Source organism: Candidatus Enterococcus testudinis, from assembly GCF_002140915.1.
Lineage (GTDB): Bacteria > Bacillota > Bacilli > Lactobacillales > Enterococcaceae > Enterococcus_D > Enterococcus_D testudinis.
Genome location: NZ_NGKU01000001.1, coordinates 288294 through 310042 on the forward strand (window position 1 = coordinate 288294; position 21749 = coordinate 310042).

Annotated in this window: 23 protein-coding genes; 20 read left to right on the forward strand and 3 right to left on the reverse strand. The window is 43.2% G+C overall.

Annotated features, from left to right (window positions below):
* The first annotated feature begins 23 nt into the window (after window positions 1-23).
* From A5886_RS01495 to truA, 11 genes are all read left to right on the forward strand, one after another.
* Window positions 24-668, forward strand: coding sequence for an adenylate kinase (locus A5886_RS01495; protein WP_086273307.1), 645 nt, complete (start codon window positions 24-26; stop codon window positions 666-668).
* Window positions 669-858: 190 nt separating this feature from the next.
* A complete protein-coding gene (infA, locus tag A5886_RS01500; protein ID WP_002288695.1) occupies window positions 859-1077 on the forward strand; it encodes a translation initiation factor IF-1 in 219 nt (72 codons plus the stop codon).
* 32 nt (window positions 1078-1109) lie between these two features.
* Window positions 1110-1226, forward strand: a complete 117-nt coding sequence (gene rpmJ / locus A5886_RS01505) for a 50S ribosomal protein L36 (RefSeq protein WP_002288710.1) — start codon at window positions 1110-1112, stop codon at window positions 1224-1226.
* Between the two features lie 17 nt (window positions 1227-1243).
* Complete coding sequence (gene rpsM / locus A5886_RS01510; RefSeq protein ID WP_054115711.1) at window positions 1244-1609, forward strand: 30S ribosomal protein S13; 366 nt, start codon at window positions 1244-1246, stop codon at window positions 1607-1609.
* Window positions 1610-1636: 27 nt separating this feature from the next.
* Window positions 1637-2026: a 30S ribosomal protein S11 gene (gene rpsK, locus A5886_RS01515; RefSeq protein WP_054115712.1), complete on the forward strand. Its 390-nt coding sequence runs from the start codon at window positions 1637-1639 to the stop codon at window positions 2024-2026.
* A gap of 79 nt (window positions 2027-2105) precedes the next feature.
* Window positions 2106-3044, forward strand: coding sequence for a DNA-directed RNA polymerase subunit alpha (locus A5886_RS01520; RefSeq protein ID WP_054115713.1), 939 nt, complete (start codon window positions 2106-2108; stop codon window positions 3042-3044).
* Window positions 3045-3115: 71 nt separating this feature from the next.
* Complete coding sequence (gene rplQ, locus A5886_RS01525) at window positions 3116-3496, forward strand: 50S ribosomal protein L17 (protein WP_054115714.1); 381 nt, start codon at window positions 3116-3118, stop codon at window positions 3494-3496.
* Between the two features lie 266 nt (window positions 3497-3762).
* Complete coding sequence (locus A5886_RS01530; protein ID WP_086273308.1) at window positions 3763-4599, forward strand: energy-coupling factor ABC transporter ATP-binding protein; 837 nt, start codon at window positions 3763-3765, stop codon at window positions 4597-4599.
* Complete coding sequence (locus A5886_RS01535; protein ID WP_086273309.1) at window positions 4575-5441, forward strand: energy-coupling factor ABC transporter ATP-binding protein; 867 nt, start codon at window positions 4575-4577, stop codon at window positions 5439-5441. Before A5886_RS01530 ends, A5886_RS01535 begins: the two co-directional genes overlap by 25 nt.
* Window positions 5431-6228, forward strand: a complete 798-nt coding sequence (locus A5886_RS01540; RefSeq protein WP_086273310.1) for an energy-coupling factor transporter transmembrane component T family protein — start codon at window positions 5431-5433, stop codon at window positions 6226-6228. Before A5886_RS01535 ends, A5886_RS01540 begins: the two co-directional genes overlap by 11 nt.
* A gap of 152 nt (window positions 6229-6380) precedes the next feature.
* Window positions 6381-7127, forward strand: a complete 747-nt coding sequence (gene truA / locus A5886_RS01545; RefSeq protein ID WP_086273311.1) for a tRNA pseudouridine(38-40) synthase TruA — start codon at window positions 6381-6383, stop codon at window positions 7125-7127.
* Window positions 7128-7179: 52 nt separating this feature from the next.
* Here the strand turns inward: truA and A5886_RS01550 are convergent, their stop codons facing one another.
* Window positions 7180-8367 (reverse strand): MFS transporter, encoded by a 1188-nt coding sequence (locus A5886_RS01550; protein WP_373404585.1) that lies wholly within the window; start codon window positions 8365-8367, stop codon window positions 7180-7182.
* 196 nt (window positions 8368-8563) lie between these two features.
* On the opposite strand from A5886_RS01550, the gene A5886_RS01555 reads away from it, so the two are divergent.
* Window positions 8564-9547 carry a helix-turn-helix domain-containing protein gene (locus tag A5886_RS01555; protein WP_086273312.1) on the forward strand — a complete coding sequence of 328 codons (984 nt, stop codon included), beginning with the start codon at window positions 8564-8566 and terminating at the stop codon, window positions 9545-9547.
* 38 nt (window positions 9548-9585) lie between these two features.
* Here A5886_RS01555 and A5886_RS01560 read toward each other — a convergent pair whose 3' ends face one another.
* Both A5886_RS01560 and rpmB read right to left on the reverse strand, forming a co-directional pair.
* The gene (locus tag A5886_RS01560) at window positions 9586-12228 is read right to left on the reverse strand and encodes a YfhO family protein (protein WP_086273313.1); all 2643 of its coding nucleotides are present in this window, start codon (window positions 12226-12228) and stop codon (window positions 9586-9588) included.
* A gap of 159 nt (window positions 12229-12387) precedes the next feature.
* Window positions 12388-12576 carry a 50S ribosomal protein L28 gene (rpmB, locus tag A5886_RS01570; protein WP_003128045.1) on the reverse strand — a complete coding sequence of 63 codons (189 nt, stop codon included), beginning with the start codon at window positions 12574-12576 and terminating at the stop codon, window positions 12388-12390.
* Window positions 12577-12843: 267 nt separating this feature from the next.
* On the opposite strand from rpmB, the gene A5886_RS01575 reads away from it, so the two are divergent.
* The 8 genes from A5886_RS01575 to opp4B all read left to right on the forward strand — a co-directional run bounded on the left by A5886_RS01575 (window position 12844) and on the right by opp4B (window position 21734).
* Window positions 12844-13206: an Asp23/Gls24 family envelope stress response protein gene (locus A5886_RS01575; RefSeq protein WP_086273315.1), complete on the forward strand. Its 363-nt coding sequence runs from the start codon at window positions 12844-12846 to the stop codon at window positions 13204-13206.
* 46 nt (window positions 13207-13252) lie between these two features.
* The gene (gene fakA / locus A5886_RS01580; RefSeq protein WP_086273316.1) at window positions 13253-14935 is read left to right on the forward strand and encodes a DAK2 domain-containing protein; all 1683 of its coding nucleotides are present in this window, start codon (window positions 13253-13255) and stop codon (window positions 14933-14935) included.
* 124 nt (window positions 14936-15059) lie between these two features.
* Complete coding sequence (gene recG / locus A5886_RS01585) at window positions 15060-17090, forward strand: ATP-dependent DNA helicase RecG (protein WP_086273317.1); 2031 nt, start codon at window positions 15060-15062, stop codon at window positions 17088-17090.
* A 46-nt stretch (window positions 17091-17136) separates the two neighbouring features.
* The gene (gene plsX / locus A5886_RS01590; RefSeq protein WP_086273318.1) at window positions 17137-18156 is read left to right on the forward strand and encodes a phosphate acyltransferase PlsX; all 1020 of its coding nucleotides are present in this window, start codon (window positions 17137-17139) and stop codon (window positions 18154-18156) included.
* Window positions 18157-18263: 107 nt separating this feature from the next.
* On the forward strand, window positions 18264-18506 hold the full coding sequence (acpP, locus tag A5886_RS01595; RefSeq protein ID WP_005227129.1) for an acyl carrier protein: 243 nt from the start codon (window positions 18264-18266) through the stop codon (window positions 18504-18506).
* Between the two features lie 319 nt (window positions 18507-18825).
* Window positions 18826-19833: an ABC transporter ATP-binding protein gene (locus tag A5886_RS01600; protein ID WP_086273319.1), complete on the forward strand. Its 1008-nt coding sequence runs from the start codon at window positions 18826-18828 to the stop codon at window positions 19831-19833.
* Window positions 19834-20778, forward strand: a complete 945-nt coding sequence (locus tag A5886_RS01605; protein WP_086273320.1) for an ABC transporter ATP-binding protein — start codon at window positions 19834-19836, stop codon at window positions 20776-20778. It abuts the gene before it with no gap.
* On the forward strand, window positions 20778-21734 hold the full coding sequence (gene opp4B, locus A5886_RS01610; RefSeq protein ID WP_086273321.1) for an oligopeptide ABC transporter permease: 957 nt from the start codon (window positions 20778-20780) through the stop codon (window positions 21732-21734). Before A5886_RS01605 ends, opp4B begins: the two co-directional genes overlap by 1 nt.
* The last annotated feature ends 15 nt before the right edge of the window (window positions 21735-21749 follow it).

Consider the following 21749-nt stretch of genomic DNA (forward strand, 5'->3'; position numbering starts at 1 on the left):
AAAAACTTACAGGAGGAATTAGAATGAACCTCATTTTAATGGGATTACCTGGTGCCGGAAAAGGTACTCAGGCAGAACGTATCGTTGCGAAGTACGCTCTTCCTCATATTTCAACAGGCGATATGTTTCGGGCTGCTATGGCGAACGAAACAGAACTAGGCCTTAAAGCAAAATCATACATGGACCAAGGTGCATTGGTTCCTGATGAGGTCACCAACGGCATCGTCAAAGAACGCTTGGCAGAACCTGATACTGAGAAAGGCTTCTTATTAGATGGCTTTCCTCGGACGTTAGATCAAGCCAAAGCATTGGATGAGATGTTGCAAGACCTTAACAAGAAAATCGATGCAGTGATTGATATCCATGTTCCTGAAGAAGTTCTTGTAGAACGTTTAGCCGGCCGCTTCATGTGCCGCAATTGTGGGGCAACTTATCATAAATTGTTCAATCCGCCAAAAGAGGAAGGAACTTGTGATCGTTGTGGAAGTCATGACTTCTATCAGCGTGAAGATGATAAGCCTGAGACGGTCAAAAATCGTCTAGCTGTCAATATTGAAAGCAGTCAACCAATCTTGTCTTATTACAAAGACCAAGGGTTATTGCAATCAATCGATGGGGATCGCGACATCGATGCTGTCTTCGAAGATGTTCAACACATCATTGACTAATCATAGATTGCCCGAGACCAACTTGCAGCTTAAAACTTTCTCTTGAAACCTTTGACAGGGTATGGTAGAATATATCAGTCCGACTTCTACCTTTTTTGTAGGGTGGGAGCATAGTTTGAGAATATCAGGTGGGAACCGCGTTTCCGCCATTTTATCGTGTGAAAATCACAAGTACAAGGAGGTACTGTGCGTGGCAAAAGAAGATATGATTGAAGTCGAAGGTACAGTCGTCGAAACTTTGCCGAATGCAATGTTTAAAGTAGAATTGGAAAACGGACACCAAGTTCTAGCGACCGTTTCTGGCAAAATCCGGATGCACTACATTCGTATATTACCAGGAGACAAAGTAACGGTTGAATTATCACCGTATGATCTGAACCGTGGCCGCATTACTTATCGCTTTAAATAATTGTACTCCGTAAAACCACAGGAGGTATTATCATGAAAGTAAGACCATCAGTAAAACCAATGTGCGAACATTGTAAAGTAATTCGTCGTAAAGGGCGCGTTATGGTGATTTGCCCAGCAAATCCAAAACATAAACAACGTCAAGGATAATTGGAGGTGTAACAAATATGGCTCGTATTGCAGGAGTAGATATTCCTCGTGATAAACGTGTGGTCGTTTCACTTACTTATATCTATGGTATTGGTAACACGACTGCAAAACAAATTTTAGCAGACGCAGGTGTTTCTGAAGAAGTTCGCGTTCGCGATTTAACGAATGAACAAACAGATGCTATCCGTGCGGAAATCGATAAATTAAAAGTTGAAGGTGACTTACGTCGCGAAGTGAACTTGAACATCAAACGCTTGATGGAAATTGGTTCATACCGTGGGATCCGTCATCGTCGTGGATTGCCAACTCGTGGACAAAACACGAAAAACAATGCACGTACTCGTAAAGGCCCGTCTAAAACAGTCGCAGGCAAGAAAAAATAATTCCTAAGTGAAGGAGGTTAAAACTTCATGGCAGCAAAAAAAGTGAGTCGTAAACGCCGTGTGAAAAAGAATATTGAAGCGGGTATTGCACATATTCACTCAACATTCAATAATACAATCATTATGATCACTGATACTCATGGTAATGCATTAGCATGGTCATCAGCTGGTTCATTAGGTTTCAAAGGAAGCAAAAAATCTACTCCTTTTGCCGCTCAAATGGCAGCAGAAACAGCTACCAAAGCAGCAATGGAACACGGATTAAGAACTGTAGAAGTAACAGTTAAAGGACCTGGTTCTGGACGTGAAGCAGCAATTCGTTCATTACAAGCAGCAGGTTTGGAAGTGAGTGCAATCCGTGACGTGACGCCAGTCCCTCATAATGGATGCCGCCCTCCAAAACGCCGTCGTGTTTAATGAGTGCTGCTCATTTTGAGTGTAACAAAAACGTCATTGAACAAGACACTTTTCGTTTTGAAAGGGGTAAAAGATAAGAATGATTGAATTCGAAAAACCAAGAATCGCAAAGATTGATGAAGACAAAGATTATGGCAAGTTCATCGTTGAACCTCTAGAAAGAGGCTACGGAACTACACTAGGAAATTCCCTACGTCGTATTTTATTATCTTCTTTACCTGGTGCGGCAATCACCAATATTCAAATCGATGGAGTTTTACACGAATTCTCTACTGTTAAGGGCGTTCGGGAAGACGTTGCTCAAATCATCTTGAATATTAAAGGTCTTGCATTGAAAATGTACGGGGACGAAGAAAAAACCCTGGAAATCGATATTTCTGGACCTGCTACGGTAACTGCTGGCGATATCATCGTTGACAGCGACGTAGAAATCCTTAACAAAGATATGTATATTTGTACCGTTTCTGAAGGTGCCAACTTCCATGCTCGCCTAACAGTGAAACCTGGTCGTGGTTACGTTCAAGCAGACGAAAACAAAAAAGAAGATATGCCAATCGGTGTTCTTCCTGTTGATTCTATCTATACGCCAGTACGCCGTGTCAACTACCAAGTAGAAAATACACGTGTTGGTCGTCGTGATGATTTCGACAAATTAACGATGGAAATTTGGACTGATGGCTCAATCGAACCATTAGAAGCAATGAGTCTATCTGCAAAAATCATGACCGAACATTTAGACATCTTTGTCAACCTAACAGATGAAGCGAAAAACGCTGAAATCATGGTAGAAAAAGAAGAAACACAAAAAGAAAAAATGTTGGAAATGACAATTGAAGAATTAGATTTATCTGTTCGTTCATATAACTGTCTAAAACGTGCAGGAATCAATACTGTACAAGAATTGACTAACAAATCTGAACCAGAAATGATCAAAGTAAGAAACTTAGGCCGTAAATCTCTTGAAGAGGTCAAAGTGAAATTACATGATTTAGGTTTAGGATTACGTAAAGACGATTAAACCGTTTTCGACTGCGTTAGTTCGGTTCGTTCAACCGAAACAACATTTCGAAAGTGAAGGAGGGAAACCACGTGAGTTATCGTAAACTAGGACGCACATCTAGCCAACGTAAAGCGATGTTGCGTGATTTGACAACTGATTTATTCATTAACGAACGTATCGTTACGACTGAAGCGCGTGCGAAAGAAGTTCGTTCAACTGCAGAAAAAATGATCACTTTAGGTAAACGTGGTGATTTGCATGCACGTCGTCAAGCAGCAGCATTCGTACGTAATGAAGTTGCAAGCGTTCGTGAAGAAAACGAAGAAGTAGTTATTGAATCAGCTTTGCAAAAACTATTCAATGATATTGCACCTCGTTACACAGATCGCCAAGGCGGATACACACGCATCTTGAAAACAGAACCAAGACGCGGAGATTCTGCACCAATGGTTATCCTAGAACTTGTTTAAAATCACACTTATCATCACTTTATAGATGTTTATTAAGAGTGTTATGATGTTGGAAGATCTCTTCCGAGTCTAGCTCAGCGCATACACCTCGATTTATCGGGGTGTACGCACTCATCATAAAGTGCTTTTTTTTTACTTTCGATTATCTGTCTTGACAGGTCATGGCAAGTGAAAAAGAAGTGTCGGGAAATCAATGAGAATGATTGAAAAGCAGCCTCTTTTTTGGTAGTGTTAGAAAGAATCAATCGGAATTGAAGGAGTCTATTATGAAGCCAATCATTGAGTTACAAGAGATTACAGTGCGTTACAATGAAGAAGAACTGGCTGCCTTGAATAAGGTATCCTTCTCCATCAACCAAGGGGAATGGGTGGCTTTGATCGGTCACAACGGTTCAGGTAAGTCTACGCTAGCCAAAACGATCAATGGGCTGATTTTGCCGCAAGAAGGATCTGTTACGGTAGGAGATATGCCGTTAGATGAAGCCAATATTTGGCAGATTCGTAAGATGGTAGGTATGGTCTTCCAAAATCCAGACAATCAATTTGTTGGTTCGACGGTTGAAGACGATGTTGCTTTCGGTTTGGAAAATCAAGGGATCCCTCGGGAAGAGATGCTGATCCGTGTCAAAGATGCTTTAGAGCAAGTGCGCATGAGCGAATTTTCGACCCGTGAGCCTGCGCGTTTATCAGGAGGTCAAAAGCAGCGTGTGGCTATTGCTGGCGTGGTCGCTTTGCGCCCAGATATCATTATCTTAGATGAAGCAACCAGTATGCTTGATCCAGAAGGTCGGGAAGAAGTGATTTCCACCATCAAAAAAATCAAAGAACAAAATAATTTAACGGTATTGTCTATTACCCACGATATCGATGAAGCCGCAAATGCCAATCGTGTTTTAGTGATGCGCGAAGGTGAATTGGTACGAGAGGGTACACCAGCAGAAATTTTCTCGGCAGGTCCTGAACTGATTGGTTTGGGTTTAGATTTGCCATTTCCCGAAAAATTAAAAGCAGCATTGGCGCAACGGGGAATCGATGTGCCTAAAGAATATTTGACTGAAGAAGGGATGGTGGATTGGTTATGGACATCCGTTTTGAACAAGTAGGATTCACGTATCAACCGCATTCGCCTTTTGAACAACGGGTTTTGTTTGATATTGACTTAGCCATTAAGGAAGGGTCTTATACGGCGCTGGTAGGTCATACAGGCAGTGGAAAATCGACCTTGCTACAACATTTGAATGCATTGCTGAAACCGACGAGTGGGCGTGTGACGATCGGTGAGCGTGTGATCAATCCAGATACGGACAACAAAAACCTCAAGCCTTTACGCAAAAAGGTAGGCATCGTCTTCCAATTTCCAGAATCACAGTTGTTTGAAGAAACGGTTGCCCGTGATATTGCTTTTGGCCCTAAGAATTTTGGGGTGACAGAGGAAGCAGCACAAGTCTTAGCCAAAGAATATATTCAATTAGTCGGTTTAGACGAAAGCTTTCTTGAACGGTCGCCATTTGACTTATCAGGTGGCCAAATGCGCCGTGTGGCAATTGCAGGGGTCTTAGCGATGGAACCAGAGGTGTTGGTATTAGATGAGCCTACCGCTGGGTTAGATCCGCAAGGGCGCAAAGAAATGATGGAGATGTTCGAACGTCTTCACAATGAAAAGAATATGACGATTATTCTGGTGACCCATTTAATGGATGATGTTGCCAACTATGCAGATTATGTCTATGTATTGGAAAAAGGTCGTATCGTCAAAGAAGGCGAACCAAGCAGCGTCTTTCAGGATATCCGCTGGCTAGAAGCAAAGCAATTAGGGGTACCTACTGCTACTGCTTTTGCGGAACGTTTGCAAGCCAAAGGGGTTTTATTCGATCGTTTGCCATTGACTGCTGATGCGTTGGCCGATGTATTGGTAGAAATGGGGGGTGCGGCTGATGATGAATAAACTGATTTTTGGCCGTTATATTCCTGGTGACTCACTGATTCACCGATTGGATCCCCGGGTCAAATTGATTGCCAGTTTTTATTTTATTGCAATCATCTTTTTGGCCAATAACTGGCAGAGTTATTTATTAGCGGCAGTCTTTACCTTTTGTTGTATTTTGCTGTCAAAAATCGATTTTGGTTTCTTTGCCCGTGGGGTAAGACCCTTGCTATGGCTGATTTTGTTCACAGTGGCCTTGCAAATTCTGTTTACCACAGGCGGTACCGTTTATTGGTCATGGTGGATCTTCAATATCACTGAATATGGCTTGCAAAATGGCGTCTTCATTTTTTGCCGGTTTGTTTTGATCATCTTCATGTCGACATTGCTGACTTTGACTACACAGCCTTTGGAACTTTCTGATGCCATCGAATATATTTTGCGGCCTTTAAAAGCAGTCCGCTTTCCAGTGCATGAGATTTCTTTGATGCTGTCGATCGCTTTGCGGTTTGTACCGACATTGATGGATGAAACAGAAAAAATCATGAATGCACAACGGGCCCGCGGCGTGGACTTTGGCGAAGGCGGCTTGCTGCAAAAAATGAAAGCGATCGTTCCTTTGCTGATTCCATTATTTGTCAGCAGCTTTAATCGCGCAGAAGATTTAGCCACAGCGATGGAGGCCAGAGGGTATCAAGGCGGCGAAGGTCGAACCAAATATCGGGTCTTGCATTGGCACCAACGAGATTCATTGGTAGTGGTTGTGTATGCCTGCTTTACGATTGCATTGGTTTTCTTACGAGGATAAAAATACAAAAGAACCGTGACTTAAGACAACATAGCAGTGTGCTGAGGATCAATATCGCCGAACCGATCGACTGTGTTCGGTTGGAAAAAGATTCTCAGCGCGCCTATGGGCCTAAGCAACGGTTCTTTATTTTGAAAGAATAGGTGAATAACATGGTACGATACAAAGCGACGATCGCTTATGATGGCACCAACTTCCAAGGGTTTCAACGACAGCCCAATGGACGAACTGTGCAAGAGGAAATAGAAAAAACACTGACGCGCATGAATGATGGGCGATCGATTCAGATTCACGGATCCGGTCGAACAGACGCGGGCGTCCATGCGCAAGGCCAAGTCATTCACTTTGACTTCCCCCAGACAAGACCTCTTGAAAAGATGCGCTTTGGTTTAGATACGCAAACACCCGAAGATATTGCGGTCAAAGATGTTGAAATCGTAGATGATTACTTCCACGCACGTTATCTGGTAACAGAAAAAACGTATCAATTTCGAGTAGATATTGGCAAGCCCCGCAGTCCTTTTCGACGACACTATGCAAGTTATTTTCCCTATCCACTGGATTTAGAGAAAATCCAACAGGCATTGCCAGATTTATTAGGTACCCACGATTTTACCAGTTTCTGTGCCACCGGCAGTGCTGTGGAGGACAAAACCCGCACGATTTATGAGGCAACGATGGCCGTCAATCCAGCTGGGGATGAATTGGTATTTACGTTTCGTGGTGACGGATTTCTTTACAAGATGATTCGTATCATAGTGGGTACGTTGTTAAAAATCGGTAATGGGCGCATGCCAGCCGACAGCCTGCCTGGGATCATCGCACAAAAAGACCGCAATGCGGCGGGACCTACTGCCCACCCAGAAGGATTATATTTGTGGAAAGTTTCCTATGAATAAAGAAAGCGAAAAGCTGCAATGGGGTCATTTGCCCATTACAGCTTTTTGCATGTTAAACAGCTGATTTTGATATATCTGCAGTTTTTTTTGTTTTAATGGCTGTGTAAAAGGCAAAAGCACCCACGCTCATGGCCAGAACAACATACAACAGCCAGCTCCAAAAGGTCAACGAACGGTTCGCAATACCTAGGAAAACGACTTGACCAACTGGTCCACCTAACATAATGACCGTTGAGATAAATCCACTGACGAGGGCAAGATGTTCCGCTTCGATTTCTCTGATGATATAGACGGACAGGCGAGGATTGATTTTGCCAATCAGATAGCCTACAACGAAGAGTGAGGCCACCAACAGCCAGCGATTGCCGATCATTAAGAAATTCAATGCAACCAAAGCCATCGTTATTGTGGCATAGCCGATCAGTTGGATCAATCCGACGGTCTTAAACCAGTCATTTGTAAATAAAGAACCAGCAATCATGCCGATTGAGGTAGCGATACCTGTCAATGCTACGGTGTTGCCGTAAGAGGCAAACCATAAGTGCGCCGCATCCAATAAATCTAAGTTCATTAACCCAGTCGTACTGGCTGCCAGTGAATTGACAAGTAGTGCGAATAATAGCACTTGTTTAAGGAAAGGGCCTGCTGTTATCAAACGAAATGCTTTAGCTGTATTCGGCAAAAAGCGTTTGTGCGAATCTAATAGTAGATTGGACTGTTCTGCAAAATAGCTTCGATGGCGAAAAATAACAATAGCAGCGAAGAAAAAAGTCAAGGCGTTGATTATACCGAACAAAGCAAATTGGTGATTCATCAAAACAATCGCCCAAGCACCGATACCTTGGAAAACAATCTGAACAGTTGTTTGACAGGCCATCTGAAAACCCATTGCTTGATCTAAAGATTCTACGGACACCAATTGTCTGATAAATGGTAATTGCAATCCGCCACTATAAGCGCCAAGACAATCCGACAGGATATTGATCGCTAAGAGAATCAAAAATGTGAACAGGCTTGCAGGCAATTGGATCAGCCAAGCCAAGAGTAAAAACAATAGTCCTTGAAGCAATCGGCTAACCAGCATCCCGCGTACTTTATGGCGGGTGCGATCAGCTAGATGACCGGTAACGATTTGTAACAAGCTGGGCACAAGCATTGCCATTGAAGCCAATGATACAGCGAGGGTATTAAAGGGCAAAGTACTGGCATAAATCACAAAAACGATATTGAATAAGCTCATGCCGACTCCACTTAGAAGTGCCGCATTGACGAGGGCGCGATATCCTTTGTTTTGTAGGTAAACTTGCATAGCATCCATCACATCTCTTTCTATTGGTTGTAAAGTTAGTATAGAGTCCTTTATACTAGGAATAAGGATTATTCCACTATAGTGGAATAATATTCAACTTATCATTTTTTTAGAAGAGGGGTTGCACATGGAGGAAGGAAAATTGTTTAAACAGTTGCGTCAAGCACGGGGGATCACTCTGAACCAATTGGCTGATCAGCACAATAGTCGCTCTTTCATCAGTAAATTTGAAACTGGGGCCTCGAATATCGGTCTGCATCGTTTAGAACATTTATTAGGAAAAATCAATGTTTCATTCGAAGAGTTTTTATATTTGCGGGCTTTGGACCACGGGATGGCCAATTTTGAACACTTGCTCCATACACCAATCTATCTTACAAGCATATTCGTTGCGCAACTCAATCAAATATTAGCCATCAATAAAGATGCTTACTCGACCCGTGAAACCTTGCAACATGGTCTAGCGCAGATTACAGCTCTTAAAGAAGAAATCTTGACCACACAAGACAATACCTATATTCTGTTATACGCTGATTTTATGCAGCATATTTTCAAAATCAATCTAGAGGAAGGGCATACACAATTTCAGACAGAGCTATTTTTTGAAGATTATCGGCTCCGGACTCGACCGTTGGTTTCCTATTTATTGACTGTTGATGATTGGGGTGTCTATGAAGTGTTGCTGTTTCGATATTTCCAATTCTTGTTTCCTGTCGACACTGCCCATCGCCTGTTGAAAACAGCAATCTCTCGAACGAAAAAAGAATCTGGGTTAGCAGTTATGCATGACATGCAATTGGATTTGCTGTTCAGTACCTTTTGTACTTTTATTAATTTCCGTCATATGGAGTGGGCAAAAGAAGCATTGGTGTTGGCGGAAGACATCTTATTTGATCGTGGGGACTTGTTGAATAGTACCAATTTGCTGTGTTACCAAGGGTGGTATTGGTATATTTTGGGAGATACGGAGAAGGGCATGCAGAAGTTTGAGCAAGGTTTAGCGGTTTTTCGGGTCCTAAAGCAACCCGATCTGGTCAGTAGTTGGGAAAAAATAATCAAGATTGTCAAACAAAATGCCATGGATCCTGGTCGATACTTGATGTTTAGATAAAAAAATCACGGGCATGTGTTGATCATGCCCGTGGTTTTTTATTCTTCAATGTGTTGTGTATCCTGTGAAAGTATTCGCTGTGCACGCCGTGACAAATAGTTTCGATAGCACCAAAGAAACAAGATGAACAAAGCGATGCAGCTAAAGAACAAGAGGACGCCCAGTAAGAAGCCTTGCGGCAAATAAGTCAATGTCAATTGGTGGGTGCCGCTAGGGATCGTCACGCTGACAAATCCGTCTTGAAAGGCGGTGATCGGTACAGATTCACCGTCTAATGTAGCAGACCAGCCTTTGTCATAAGGGATCGTTGTCACCAACTGCTGTTCGGTCTCTGTGGTGATCTCAGCTTCTGCGCTGCGATTGCCCACGGTCATCTCTACGCCATTGTCTTGGATGGTATTGATGGTCGCTTGGTAGGCTTGTGTGTCCAAGGTCACCACTTGTGGATTTTGGAAAGAAATCTCATCCGTACCATAGAAGCTAGCAGTAAATTGAACGGTGGTTGCTTCGTCAAAAGAACCTAGATCATAGTACTGGCCGTTAATACTGATTTGTGTTTCTCGTTTGATACCATTGACCGTGACTGTAGCTGACGAGCTGTCCAGTTCGCCAAAGTTGGCCGGATACAAACTGAGATATGCTTGCGAATGGGCAGGAACTTCTACTTGCCAAGTCACTTCCTTTGCTTCATTGAAGTTTTGTTCGGTCAGCTTGGTATACATGCCATCATCTGAGATGTCCGTATTTTCTGTATGGATCACAGTGATCGGTTGAAAAGCAAAATACGTATAGTTGCTGTTGGCTAACCCGTTGATCAAATTGGTTTGACTGGTGAGGTTGTCATTTGCCGGCTGTTCGATCTGATTGATCGTTGGATCTGCCAAGAAGGCTAACGGCAAGGCGTTTTTGTTTTCGTACAATTTGTAGGTACCTGATTCACCCACGCGTTCAAAGCCATACTTGGTCAGATTCTGCTTGGTTATATTGTATTTGATGCCCGTGAAAGCATCCATCAGCAATGTATTGTTCAAATAACGGATGTTTAGATTGGTACCTCTTGAACGAAAACCGAGCTGATCCAAATAACTAGAAGAATTGCGGTTTCTGATGGAGGAAAACATGCTAACGCCACTGTATCCATAATTGATGCCATCGTTAGAAGAAACCGGATCTAGATTTTCCAGACGGAAGAAAGTATCACTGTCTTCATCTGCTTGCGTCACTAGTGTCTTGATATCATTGTAGGGCTCGGTATATAAACTGCGGGACGCATAATTCCAATCCTCCAAGATACCTCGTACCATGCCGCTTGTGTTGATCGCCATCTCGCCGCATACGAATACCAGCATCAAAATAGCGACTCTTTTTTGGGACAGTAATCCTACTTGACCGAAGCTGATGCAAAGCAGATATAGAATCAAGAAAACGATCGTCAATGCAAACGAAGTGATGGTGACATAATCGTAGCTGTCCGTTCCTTTGAGTGCATAAGAAAGGGCAAAAACAACGATCGTCGATAAACCGATGATCACAAACAAACCACGGTCTTTTTGTTGTAACTGTTCCCAGCCGTACCCGGCAAGCATGATCACCAAGAAAGAAAAGAGGTAGGCATAACGGAATAGAAACATATTTGGCGCATGCATGCCATGCCAAAAAAGATTCAAAGGAACGATATAAAAACTAGCAATCAATAGGCCAAACAATCCACCATACAGCAATTTATCTTTGAGGGGGACTTTTTTTGAGACAAAATACAAGATGCACATCAGCAATGGCACCAGTCCGATATAGATAAACGGAATCGACCCGTATTTAGTCGTATCATATACGCCAACCATATTCTTCATGACAATATCTAAAATATCTGTGGCTTCCGTCTTGAACTTCGTGACAGTGGTCAATGCTTCACCATTCGAGTGCAGATCCATGATTGCTGGCAAAACGATGATCATAGAGGCACCGCCTGCCAACAGCGAGGTGATACTGTAAGGAATCACAGCGCCTTTGGCTTGTTGCCAATTGCGTCCTAATTGGACGAAACAATAGAGAACAGAAAACACACCAATCATAAAGCCCATATAAAAACTGGACAAAAACAACAGCAAATAACTAACAAACAGCAGGATCGGTTTGCGTTTTTGGATCAATCGATCGATACCTAGAATCACGAGGGGTAAGTAAATCATTGCGTCCAACCACATGATCAGCTCTGAGTGGGCTGTAATGAAAGACATCAAGGCGTAGCAGACAGATAACGTCACGTGCTGCCAGCGTTGGATCTTAAAGGTCTGACTGCCGTAGAACCAAAAGGCCAATCCAGCGCTGCCGATTTTGATCAATGTTAGAAAGTATAAGGCGTCAGGCATCAACTGATTCGGAAATAATAAGACAAGCGGTGTGAAGATCCCCCCTAAATAATAGGAAATCAACGCCAAATAATTCAGCCCTAATGACGCATTCCATGTATAAAAAATACTTTGTTTGCCCAAAAGCATATTGCGAAAACTCGCATGAAAATTCGAAAACTGAGAAAAGGCATCGCTGGCCAAGACACTACGGCTGCTGCCGGGGTAAATACCAATCGTTAAATAAATCAGTGCCATGATCAATACAGGCAGGAAAAAACTAGCCAGCATGTAACGGCGGTTTTCTTTTACAAAAGTTTTAATTGTTTGCACAAATCGTCACCTAATTCTTATGAAGTTTTTCTTAGTTTACCACAAGTAAATAGATTAAAAAAACATTCGCCTATCCAGTTTAAAGAAAAAATAATGGAGAGAATCTCTAAAAAAGGCACAAAAAAAGACCGTTCCTCAGAACGGCCTGAAAAGGTGTGGTTACACGCGCTCAACTTTTCCAGATTTCAAAGCACGAGTTGACACCCAAACTTTTTTAGGTTTTCCGTCAATCATAACGCGAACTTTTTGCAAGTTAGGTTTCACAGTACGTTTTGTCGCATTCATTGCGTGAGAACGATTGTTTCCACTTGTAGTTTTACGTCCAGTAAAGTAACAAACTTTAGCCATGTGGTTATTTCCTCCTTTGCCTTGATGTTGGAGCGCTATTTCAGCTCATACCATCTGAATTTATCATAGAATGCTGAAAAAAGCAAGTGTAATTTCCAAGAAACATTGACTTTTCACGGCAAACATTGTAAATTAAACAAGGTCAGAATAGATAAAGTTCTGCTGTGATGCCCCTTTTCCTATGTCTCATCCTTTTATTTGCAGTACAGCTATGATAAAATATGTAAAGTAGAAAGATGGGAATTTCCCCTTTAAGGAGGCTATATAATGGCTGTAAAAATTCAAACCTCATCAGGTATTATTGAAATCAGCAATGACGTCATCGCGACTGTAGTAGGCGGTGCAGCAACGGATGTGTTCGGTATAGTTGGGATGGCGAGTAAGAAACAAATCAAAGATAACATCAATGAAATTTTACGTAAAGAAAATTATGCCCGTGGTGTCGTGATCCGTCAAGAAGAAAACGGCATTGCAGTAGATGTATACACGATCGTCAGCTATGGAACCAAAATTTCCGAAGTGTCCCGCAATGTGCAGGAAAAAGTGAAATACAACTTAGAAACTATGCTAGGTGTATCCGCTAATTCGGTCAATGTGTTTGTTCAAGGCGTACGCGTACTGCCAGATTAGGCAAGGGATCCGTTCATGGCGGATGATTTTAAGGAGGACTATCTAAGTGAAGGTAACGAATATCAGCGCAAGTCAGTTTCAAGAAATGGTGCAGGCAGGCGCGTCTCGTCTACAAGTAAATGCAGAGTTTGTCAACTCATTAAATGTTTTTCCTGTTCCTGATGGCGACACAGGAACCAATATGAATCTATCAATGACAAGCGGTGCCAAAGCAGTATCTGATGCAACATCAGAAAAAGTCGGTGAATTGGCAGCCACATTATCCAAAGGCCTATTGATGGGTGCGCGGGGGAATTCTGGTGTGATTTTGTCACAGCTATTCCGCGGCTTCTCTAAAGCTATTCCGACTGTCGATACATTGACTGCACCAGAATTGGCACAAGCCTTTACTCACGGTGTAGAAACAGCTTATAAAGCAGTGATGAAACCAGTCGAAGGCACGATTTTGACGGTTGCGCGGATCGCTGCGGAATACGGTGAAAAGAAAGCCCAAACCAGCGATGACTGTATCGAAGTCATGAAAGCGGTCGTGCATGGTGCCAAACGTTCTTTGGCGAAAACACCTGATTTATTGCCTGTCTTGAAAGAAGTCGGCGTCGTAGATAGTGGTGGACAAGGATTGCTATTCATTTATGAAGGTTTCCTAAATGCTTTGACTGGCGAATATCAAGCGGATGAAGTATTTGAACCAACACCAGCTGCAATGGATGAAATGGTCAATGCAGAGCATCATCGCAGTGTGCAAGGTCAAATGGCCACAGAAGATATCACCTTTGGGTACTGTACAGAAATCATGGTCAAAATCGGCGAAGGACCAACCGTTGATAGTGATTTCGACTATGACACATTCCGTAACTACTTGAATGAGTTAGGTGATTCTTTATTGGTAGTCAATGACGACGAAATCATCAAAGTACATGTGCATACAGAACATCCCGGTGAAGTGATGAACTATGGCCAAAAATTTGGTTCATTGATCAAAATCAAAGTCGATAATATGCGCTTGCAGCATGAAACGTTGCTTGAACATGATCACCAAGCACAGGATGCCGCTCCTGCACCACGCCCGCGGACACCTTATGCGATCATTGCGATTGCAGCCGGTGAAGGCTTGAAACAATTGTTTACAAGTCTAGGCGCAGCGTATGTGATCAGCGGTGGCCAAACAATGAATCCAAGTACGGAAGACATTTTGTCAGCCGTTAAAGAAGTCAATGCCGATCAAGTCATCGTATTGCCGAACAACAAGAATATCTTTATGGCTGCCCAACAAGCAGCTGAAGTAGCTGAAGTACCAGTTGCAGTCGTTGAAACACGGACCATTTCTCAAGGGATGACTGCGATGCTGGCTTTCCATGAACAAGCTAGTCTTGAAGAAAACAAAGTAGCCATGACTGAAGTGTTGGCAAGCGTCGCAAGCGGTTCTGTGACCCATGCGATACGCAACACGTCTATCGATGGTATCGAGATCACTGAAGGAGACTTCCTAGGTATGGTGGATGGCAAAATCGTTGTCTCTGTGCCAGATCGTTTCTCTGCTTCTATGACGACATTGCAAAAAATGATCACAGAAGACACAGAAATCGTGACGATTATGATTGGTGAAGAAGGCAAAGCCAAAGAAGCCAACAAAATCGAAGAAGCGATCATCGCGTTACACCCAGAGATCGAAGTAGAAATTCACCAAGGCGATCAACCAGTGTATCCGTATCTCTTCTCAGCAGAATAATAAGCATTGGCAGGCGGGGGCAAAAGTCGGAGAACGATTTTTGGCTCCGTCTTTTTTCGTTACAGCGTATAATAGAAGGCATTGCGCAAATGAAGAGAAAAAATAAAGGAAAGGAGCGGTTCGTATGTTGAAGCAACCACTGACCGTGTTGAAAGGTGTCGGCGAAAAGCGTGCCCAAGATTTTGCTGGTCTGGGCATCGAGACCATTGAAGACCTATTGAAATACTATCCTTTTCGCTATGAAGATATTCAAGAACGGCAATTGGCAGAGATTCAAGACCAAGAAAAAGTGACAATCAAAGGCATCGTGGTCTCGCCACCGGTGGTCAATCGATTTGGCTATAAGAAAAGCCGATTGCAATTTCGCATGATGCAAGACCATGATGTCTTCAATGTTTCCTTTTTCAATCAGCCCTATCTAAAAGACAAAGTCGAACTCTCAGAAGAGATTGCTGTATACGGCAAATGGGATGCCAAACGCAAAGCACTGACCGGTATGAAAATCATTGGCAGCAAAAGCAGTGAAGAGTTTGCGCCAATCTATCACGTCAACAAATCGGTGCGACAAAGTGTCTTGATCGAGCTAATCAAACAGGCATTCACTGATTTTGGCGATCAAATTCCAGAAATCTTACCACAAAGTTTGATCGATAAATACCGCTTAATGGATCGAGGGGCTGCGATGTTTGCGATGCATTTTCCCAAACAACCCCAAGAGAGTCATCAAGCGAAGCGCCGGGTCATTTTCGAAGAGTTTTTCTTGTTTCAAATGCAAATACAAGGATTGAAACGTAGGGAAAAGGATGCGAAAAATGGGCTGGTGATCGATTATGATGTGCAGCGGCTGAAACGCTTTACCCGCCAGTTGCCCTTTGAACTGACGAATGCCCAGAAACGGGTCACCAATGAAATCTGTCATGACTTAAAGAGCCCCCTGCATATGCAGCGCCTGTTGCAAGGGGATGTGGGGAGTGGCAAAACAGTCGTTGCAGCGATTGCTTTATATGCCACGATGACAGCGGGCTTTCAAGGTGCATTGATGGTACCGACCGAAATCTTGGCGCAGCAGCATCTGGAAAGTTTGAATCAGCTGTTTGATCCGTTAGAGGTTCGCACGGCACTTTTGACAGGGTCGACCAAGACCAAAGAACGGCGCGCGATCCTCGCATCATTAGCGGCCGGTGAAATCGATATTGTCGTCGGTACCCATGCGCTGATCCAAGAAGGGGTAGAATTTGCCCATTTGGGCCTAGTGATCACAGACGAGCAGCACCGCTTTGGTGTCAATCAACGCAAAGTTTTACGGGAGAAAGGCTACGCACCAGATGTCTTATTTATGACAGCTACGCCCATTCCCCGGACATTGGCGATCACGGCTTACGGCGAGATGGATGTATCCATCATCGATGAAATGCCTGCCGGACGGATTCCAGTCGAAACACGGTGGGTGCGCCCGCCTCAGTTCGAATCGATTTTGGAATGGGCGCAAAGAGAGTTATCCGCGGGGCATCAAATGTATGTGATTTGTCCTTTGATCGAAGAATCCGAAATGTTGGATGTCAAAAATGCGACGGAAATCTTTGAACAATTGCAAAGCTATTTTGCACCGACCTATCAAGTCGGCATGCTGCATGGCAAAATGAAAAACACTGAAAAAGATGCAATCATGGCTTCTTTCAAAGAAAATAAACTGCAGGTCTTGGTTTCAACGACAGTCATCGAAGTCGGTGTCAACGTGCCGAATGCAACGGTTATGCTGATCATTGATGCCGATCGCTTTGGGTTGGCTCAATTACATCAATTAAGAGGACGTGTGGGGCGTGGTGCAGATGCGTCTTACTGTATTTTGATTGCCAACCCTAAGAATGAAACAGGGGTTGCGAGAATGACCGTTATGACTGAAACCACCAATGGCTTTATTGTCAGCGAAAAAGATTTGGCCTTGCGCGGACCAGGAGAAGTTTTCGGAAATCGACAATCAGGATTGCCAGAGTTTGCGGCAGCCGATTTGGTGGCGGATGCCCATATTTTAGAAGTAGCGCAAGTGGAGGCAACTGAGCTGTGGCAAAAACAACAGTGGGAAGTACTGCCAGAATATCAGCCGTTGGCCGCATATTTGGCCGCCCAAAAAGCCGATAAACAGTTTTTTGATTGAGAAATTATGCTATACTAATGAGGAAAATGAAGGGAGTGGCAACGACATGCGAATTGCCGTTGATGCAATGGGTGGAGACAACGCCCCGAAAGCTATCGTGGAAGGTGTCATGCTGGCAAAAAAAGAATTTCCAGATATTGCGTTTCAATTATATGGAAAAGAAAATGAAATCAAAAAATATGTGACCGATGAAAGTCAGATCACAATTATTCATACCGATGAAAAAATCAATAGTGATGATGAACCTGTCAAGGCCATCCGCCGCAAGAAAACTGCCTCCATGGTGTTAGCCGCACAAGCGGTCAAAGAAGGTCGTGCAGACGCCATCTTTTCTGCCGGCAATACCGGCGCTTTGTTGGCAGCTGGGCTGTTTATTGTCGGACGGATCAAAGGAATTGACCGACCAGGCTTGATGTCTACAATGCCTGTGATTGGCAAAGATGCTGGGTTTGATATGTTAGACTTAGGCGCCAATGCAGACAACAAACCGGAACACTTGGTCAATTACGCCGTATTGGGAACTTTCTATGCCCAAAAAGTCCGGGGAATCAACACACCTCGTGTCGGTCTTTTGAACAATGGGACCGAAGAAACCAAAGGCAGTGAATTGACGAAGAAAGCCTTTGAATTGTTATCTGCAGAGCCATCGATCCATTTTATTGGCAATGTTGAAGCCAGAGAATTATTGAATGGGGCGGCAGATGTTGTGGTGACGGATGGCTTTACTGGGAATGCTGTCTTGAAATCAATTGAAGGCACCGCGTTGAATTTGATGGGCTTGCTGAAGTCATCTATTATGGATGCTGGTGTCAAAGGGAAACTAGGCGCAGTGCTATTGAAAGATGCGTTGCGAAACGTTAAAAATGAGATGGATTACGCGAAACATGGCGGCGCCGTTCTTTTCGGCCTAAAAGCACCAGTCATCAAAACCCATGGCTCTACCGGTCCAGAAGCAGTTGCTTACACGATCAAACAAATCCATACGATGCTTGAAACAGATGTCGTCGCTCAGTTGGTTGCGCATTATGAAACAACCACCGCAACGGAAGTTTCGCAATCGGAATGACATCGTTGTAACAAAAATGCAAAAAAACCTAGACAAATACCTGTGAAAGCAGTACAATGTTTCTTAGCCATTCTATGTTTTGTGCAAACGCGTGGAGGTGAAGCCAGTTGACACGAGATGAAGTATTCAAGAAAGTAGCAGTCGTGATCGCCAATCATTTTGAGATTGATGCCGAGAACGTGACAGATACAATGAGCATTAAAGACGACTTGAACGCTGATTCGATCAGTGTGATGGAATTCGTCCTAGAACTAGAAGATGAATTTGGTACCGAGATTTCAGATGAAGATGCCGAGCAGATCGAAACAGTCGGTGGAGCGGTTGATTATATTTCAAGCCATCTTGCTTAAGACAGTGTAAAAGAGCTAAGTCCTAGATGACTTGGCTCTTTCTTTATCCTGTTCTTCAATAAGGGTTCCTTTAATCGATTTTTGCAAGCCATTTCAACCATGCGGAAAAAGCTGACATGGCAATGATGTAAGTCTATTGTAAGTATTCTGAAAATTCAGTGTTTTTGTTTTTGTGGGGCTTGCATTATTAGAATCATTTCTATATAATTATTAAGAATATATTATACAATGTTAAGAAAGCTTTCGGAATTCATTCGTTTATTCCTAGTTTTTTATTAGCACTTGCACGTCATCTTAGAAAGTAGAGAGGGGTATTCGATTGTCCAGAGATAATCAGTTACTAGATGTTCAAAACCTTCATACAGGTTTCCGTATTAAAGATGATTACTATGATGCAGTAGATGGCATTTCTTTCACATTAGATCGCAATGAGATATTAGCGATCGTTGGAGAATCCGGCTGCGGAAAAAGTACATTAGCGACCACGATCATGGGCTTGCATGATCACAACAACACCAAAATCACTGGTGAGATCTTATATAAAGATCTAAATTTATCAAATTTAAATGAAACATTGTACAACAAGATCCGTGGCAATGATATTGGTATGATTTTCCAAGATCCATTGTCTGCATTGAACCCATTGATGCGTATTGAAGATCAAATCAAAGAAGGTTTGTCCTATCATACAGACATGTCCGCTGAGCAACGTCAAGCACGGGCATTAGAGTTATTAGAACAAGTGGGTATTCCTAATCCGCCACGAGTGGGGCGTCAATATCCTCATGAATTATCAGGGGGGATGCGCCAACGGGTCATCATCGCTATTGCGATTGCATGTAAACCGCCAATCATCATCGCTGATGAGCCAACAACAGCTCTTGACGTGACGATCCAAGCACAAATTTTGGATTTATTGAAAGATCTGCAAGAAGAAACGCAAACGGGGATCATTTTAATCACCCATGACCTTGGTGTCGTAGCCGAAATGGCTGATCGCGTGGCTGTTATGTACGGCGGACAATTCGTCGAAGTTGCAACTGCTGAAGAACTATTTTCAAATCCAAAACATCCTTACACACGTTCATTATTAAACTCGATCCCACAAGAAAATTCGCAAGACAGTGAACTGCATGTGATCGAAGGCGTCGTGCCTTCATTGAAAAATATGCCTCGGACAGGCTGCCGTTTTGCAGCGCGGATTCCTTGGATACCTGAAAGTGATCACGAAGAAAACCCAGTATTGCATGAAGTGGCGCCTGACCATTTGGTTCGCTGTACATGCTACAAGCATTTCCATTTTAGAGACGAAGAAGGAGAAGTGTAGATGACAGAATTAATTACAATCAAAGATCTGAAAGTCCACTATCCGATTCGCAGCGGGTTTTTCAACCGTGTGACTGACTTTGTTTACGCGGTAGACGGTGTCGACTTTGTGATCGAAAAAGGCAAGACCTATGGGTTAGTTGGTGAATCTGGTTCAGGGAAATCAACGACCGGTAAAGCCATTGTTGGACTAGAAAAAGTGACCAGCGGCGGCATCATTTATGAAGGGCAAGACGTGACCAAACGTTCTGTTCGCAAAAAAATGAACTATAACAAAGACGTCCAAATGATTTTCCAAGATTCAATGTCTAGTTTGAACCCCAAAAAACGGGTGATTGACATCATCGCTGAACCGCTGCGGAACTTCGACCGTCTTAGTGACCAAGAAGAAAAGCAACGTGTGAAAAGTCTGCTGGATATCGTAGGGATGCCAGAAGATGCATTGTACAAATATCCCCATGAGTTTTCTGGTGGACAAAGACAACGTTTGGGTGTTGCTCGGGCAGTTGCCACAAACCCTAAATTGATCATCGCGGATGAACCTGTATCTGCTTTGGACCTTTCTGTGCAAGCACAAGTATTGAACTTCATGAAACGAATCCAGCAAGAATTCGGCTTAAGTTTCTTGTTTATCTCTCATGACTTAGGTGTCGTGAAACATATGTGTGACAATATCGCCATCATGTATAAAGGGCGCTTCGTTGAAATCGGCACCCGGGAAGATATTTATCAAGATCCACGCCATATCTATACCAAACGGTTGTTATCAGCCATCCCTCAAATCGACGTAAAAAATCGTGAAGCCCACAAAGACAACCGCCGTCGGGTGGAATTAGACTATGTGACGCATCAAAAAGATTATTATGACGAAACTGGCCGGGTGTATGATTTGCGGACGATTACCGCATCACATCAAGTCGCATTGAAAAATGGGGGTGCTGAATAATGTGGAAAACAATTCTACGTCGTTTGTTGTTGATGATCCCTCAAGTCATTATTTTGAGTATTTTGATTTTCTTGATTGCACAAGCAATGCCAGGGGATCCGTTTACCGGGTTGATCAACCCAAACCAAGATCCAGCCGTAATTGAAAAAATGCGGGAAGCAGCCGGATTAAATGATCCGTGGTATACCCAATATTTCCGCTGGATCGGCAATGCAGTCCAAGGGGACTTCGGACAAAGCTTCATTTATAAGCTGCCTGTCGCAACCTTGTTGTCAGGCCGGATCACAAACACATTATGGTTATCATTACTAACAGTTATTTTGACATACTTGATTGCAATTCCTTTAGGTATGTGGGCTGGTCGTTACCAAGATTCATTCATCGATAAAGTAGTAGTCATCTATAACTTTTTTAGTTTTGCTGTTCCATTGTTTATCTTTGCTTTGTTGGCATTGTTCATTTTTGGCTATCGTCTAGGTTGGTTCCCAACGAGCGGTTCTGTTGTGCCAGGTGTCAGCGGCATGGCTGAGTTTTGGAGTCGCTTGTATCATTTGATCTTGCCTTCCATTACGTCGGCATTATTGGGGACGGCAGTAACGATCCAGTACTTGCGTAGTGAAGTGATTGATTCGAAATCACTTGATTTTGTTCGTACAGCCCGTTCAAAAGGCGTACCAACAAATAAAGTCTTCTCACGTCACGTCTTTCGGAATGCATCATTACCGATTGCCTCACAAATGGGGTATGAGATTACTTCCTTGATTGCTGGATCAGTGGTTATCGAAAAAATCTTCGCCTATCCAGGTGTAGGTAAGTTGTTTATTGATAGTATCGTACAGCGGGATTACGCCGTGATTACATCGTTGACGTTGATCTTAGGGTTGGCTACGCTGATCGGTACGTTGTTATCTGATATCATTATGAGTATTGTCGATCCAAGAATCAGAATCCAGTAATAGGAGGGGATAAGC

What these genes read in the sequence shown, in the direction of transcription:
- A5886_RS01530 (WP_086273308.1), top strand. Translation starts at nt 3,763, where the DNA reads ATGAAGCCAATCATTGAGTTACAAGAGATTACAGTGCGTTACAATGAA.
- rpmJ (WP_002288710.1), top strand. Translation starts at nt 1,110, where the DNA reads ATGAAAGTAAGACCATCAGTAAAACCAATGTGCGAACATTGTAAAGTA.
- A5886_RS01555 (WP_086273312.1), top strand. Translation starts at nt 8,564, where the DNA reads ATGGAGGAAGGAAAATTGTTTAAACAGTTGCGTCAAGCACGGGGGATC.
- A5886_RS01575 (WP_086273315.1), top strand. Translation starts at nt 12,844, where the DNA reads ATGGCTGTAAAAATTCAAACCTCATCAGGTATTATTGAAATCAGCAAT.
- A5886_RS01550 (WP_373404585.1), bottom strand. Translation starts at nt 8,367, where the DNA reads ATGAGCTTATTCAATATCGTTTTTGTGATTTATGCCAGTACTTTGCCC.
- A5886_RS01495 (WP_086273307.1), top strand. Translation starts at nt 24, where the DNA reads ATGAACCTCATTTTAATGGGATTACCTGGTGCCGGAAAAGGTACTCAG.
- rpsK (WP_054115712.1), top strand. Translation starts at nt 1,637, where the DNA reads ATGGCAGCAAAAAAAGTGAGTCGTAAACGCCGTGTGAAAAAGAATATT.
- recG (WP_086273317.1), top strand. Translation starts at nt 15,060, where the DNA reads ATGTTGAAGCAACCACTGACCGTGTTGAAAGGTGTCGGCGAAAAGCGT.
- A5886_RS01540 (WP_086273310.1), top strand. Translation starts at nt 5,431, where the DNA reads ATGATGAATAAACTGATTTTTGGCCGTTATATTCCTGGTGACTCACTG.
- rpmB (WP_003128045.1), bottom strand. Translation starts at nt 12,576, where the DNA reads ATGGCTAAAGTTTGTTACTTTACTGGACGTAAAACTACAAGTGGAAAC.
- plsX (WP_086273318.1), top strand. Translation starts at nt 17,137, where the DNA reads ATGCGAATTGCCGTTGATGCAATGGGTGGAGACAACGCCCCGAAAGCT.
- A5886_RS01520 (WP_054115713.1), top strand. Translation starts at nt 2,106, where the DNA reads ATGATTGAATTCGAAAAACCAAGAATCGCAAAGATTGATGAAGACAAA.
- A5886_RS01605 (WP_086273320.1), top strand. Translation starts at nt 19,834, where the DNA reads ATGACAGAATTAATTACAATCAAAGATCTGAAAGTCCACTATCCGATT.
- opp4B (WP_086273321.1), top strand. Translation starts at nt 20,778, where the DNA reads ATGTGGAAAACAATTCTACGTCGTTTGTTGTTGATGATCCCTCAAGTC.
- A5886_RS01535 (WP_086273309.1), top strand. Translation starts at nt 4,575, where the DNA reads ATGGACATCCGTTTTGAACAAGTAGGATTCACGTATCAACCGCATTCG.
- truA (WP_086273311.1), top strand. Translation starts at nt 6,381, where the DNA reads ATGGTACGATACAAAGCGACGATCGCTTATGATGGCACCAACTTCCAA.
- rpsM (WP_054115711.1), top strand. Translation starts at nt 1,244, where the DNA reads ATGGCTCGTATTGCAGGAGTAGATATTCCTCGTGATAAACGTGTGGTC.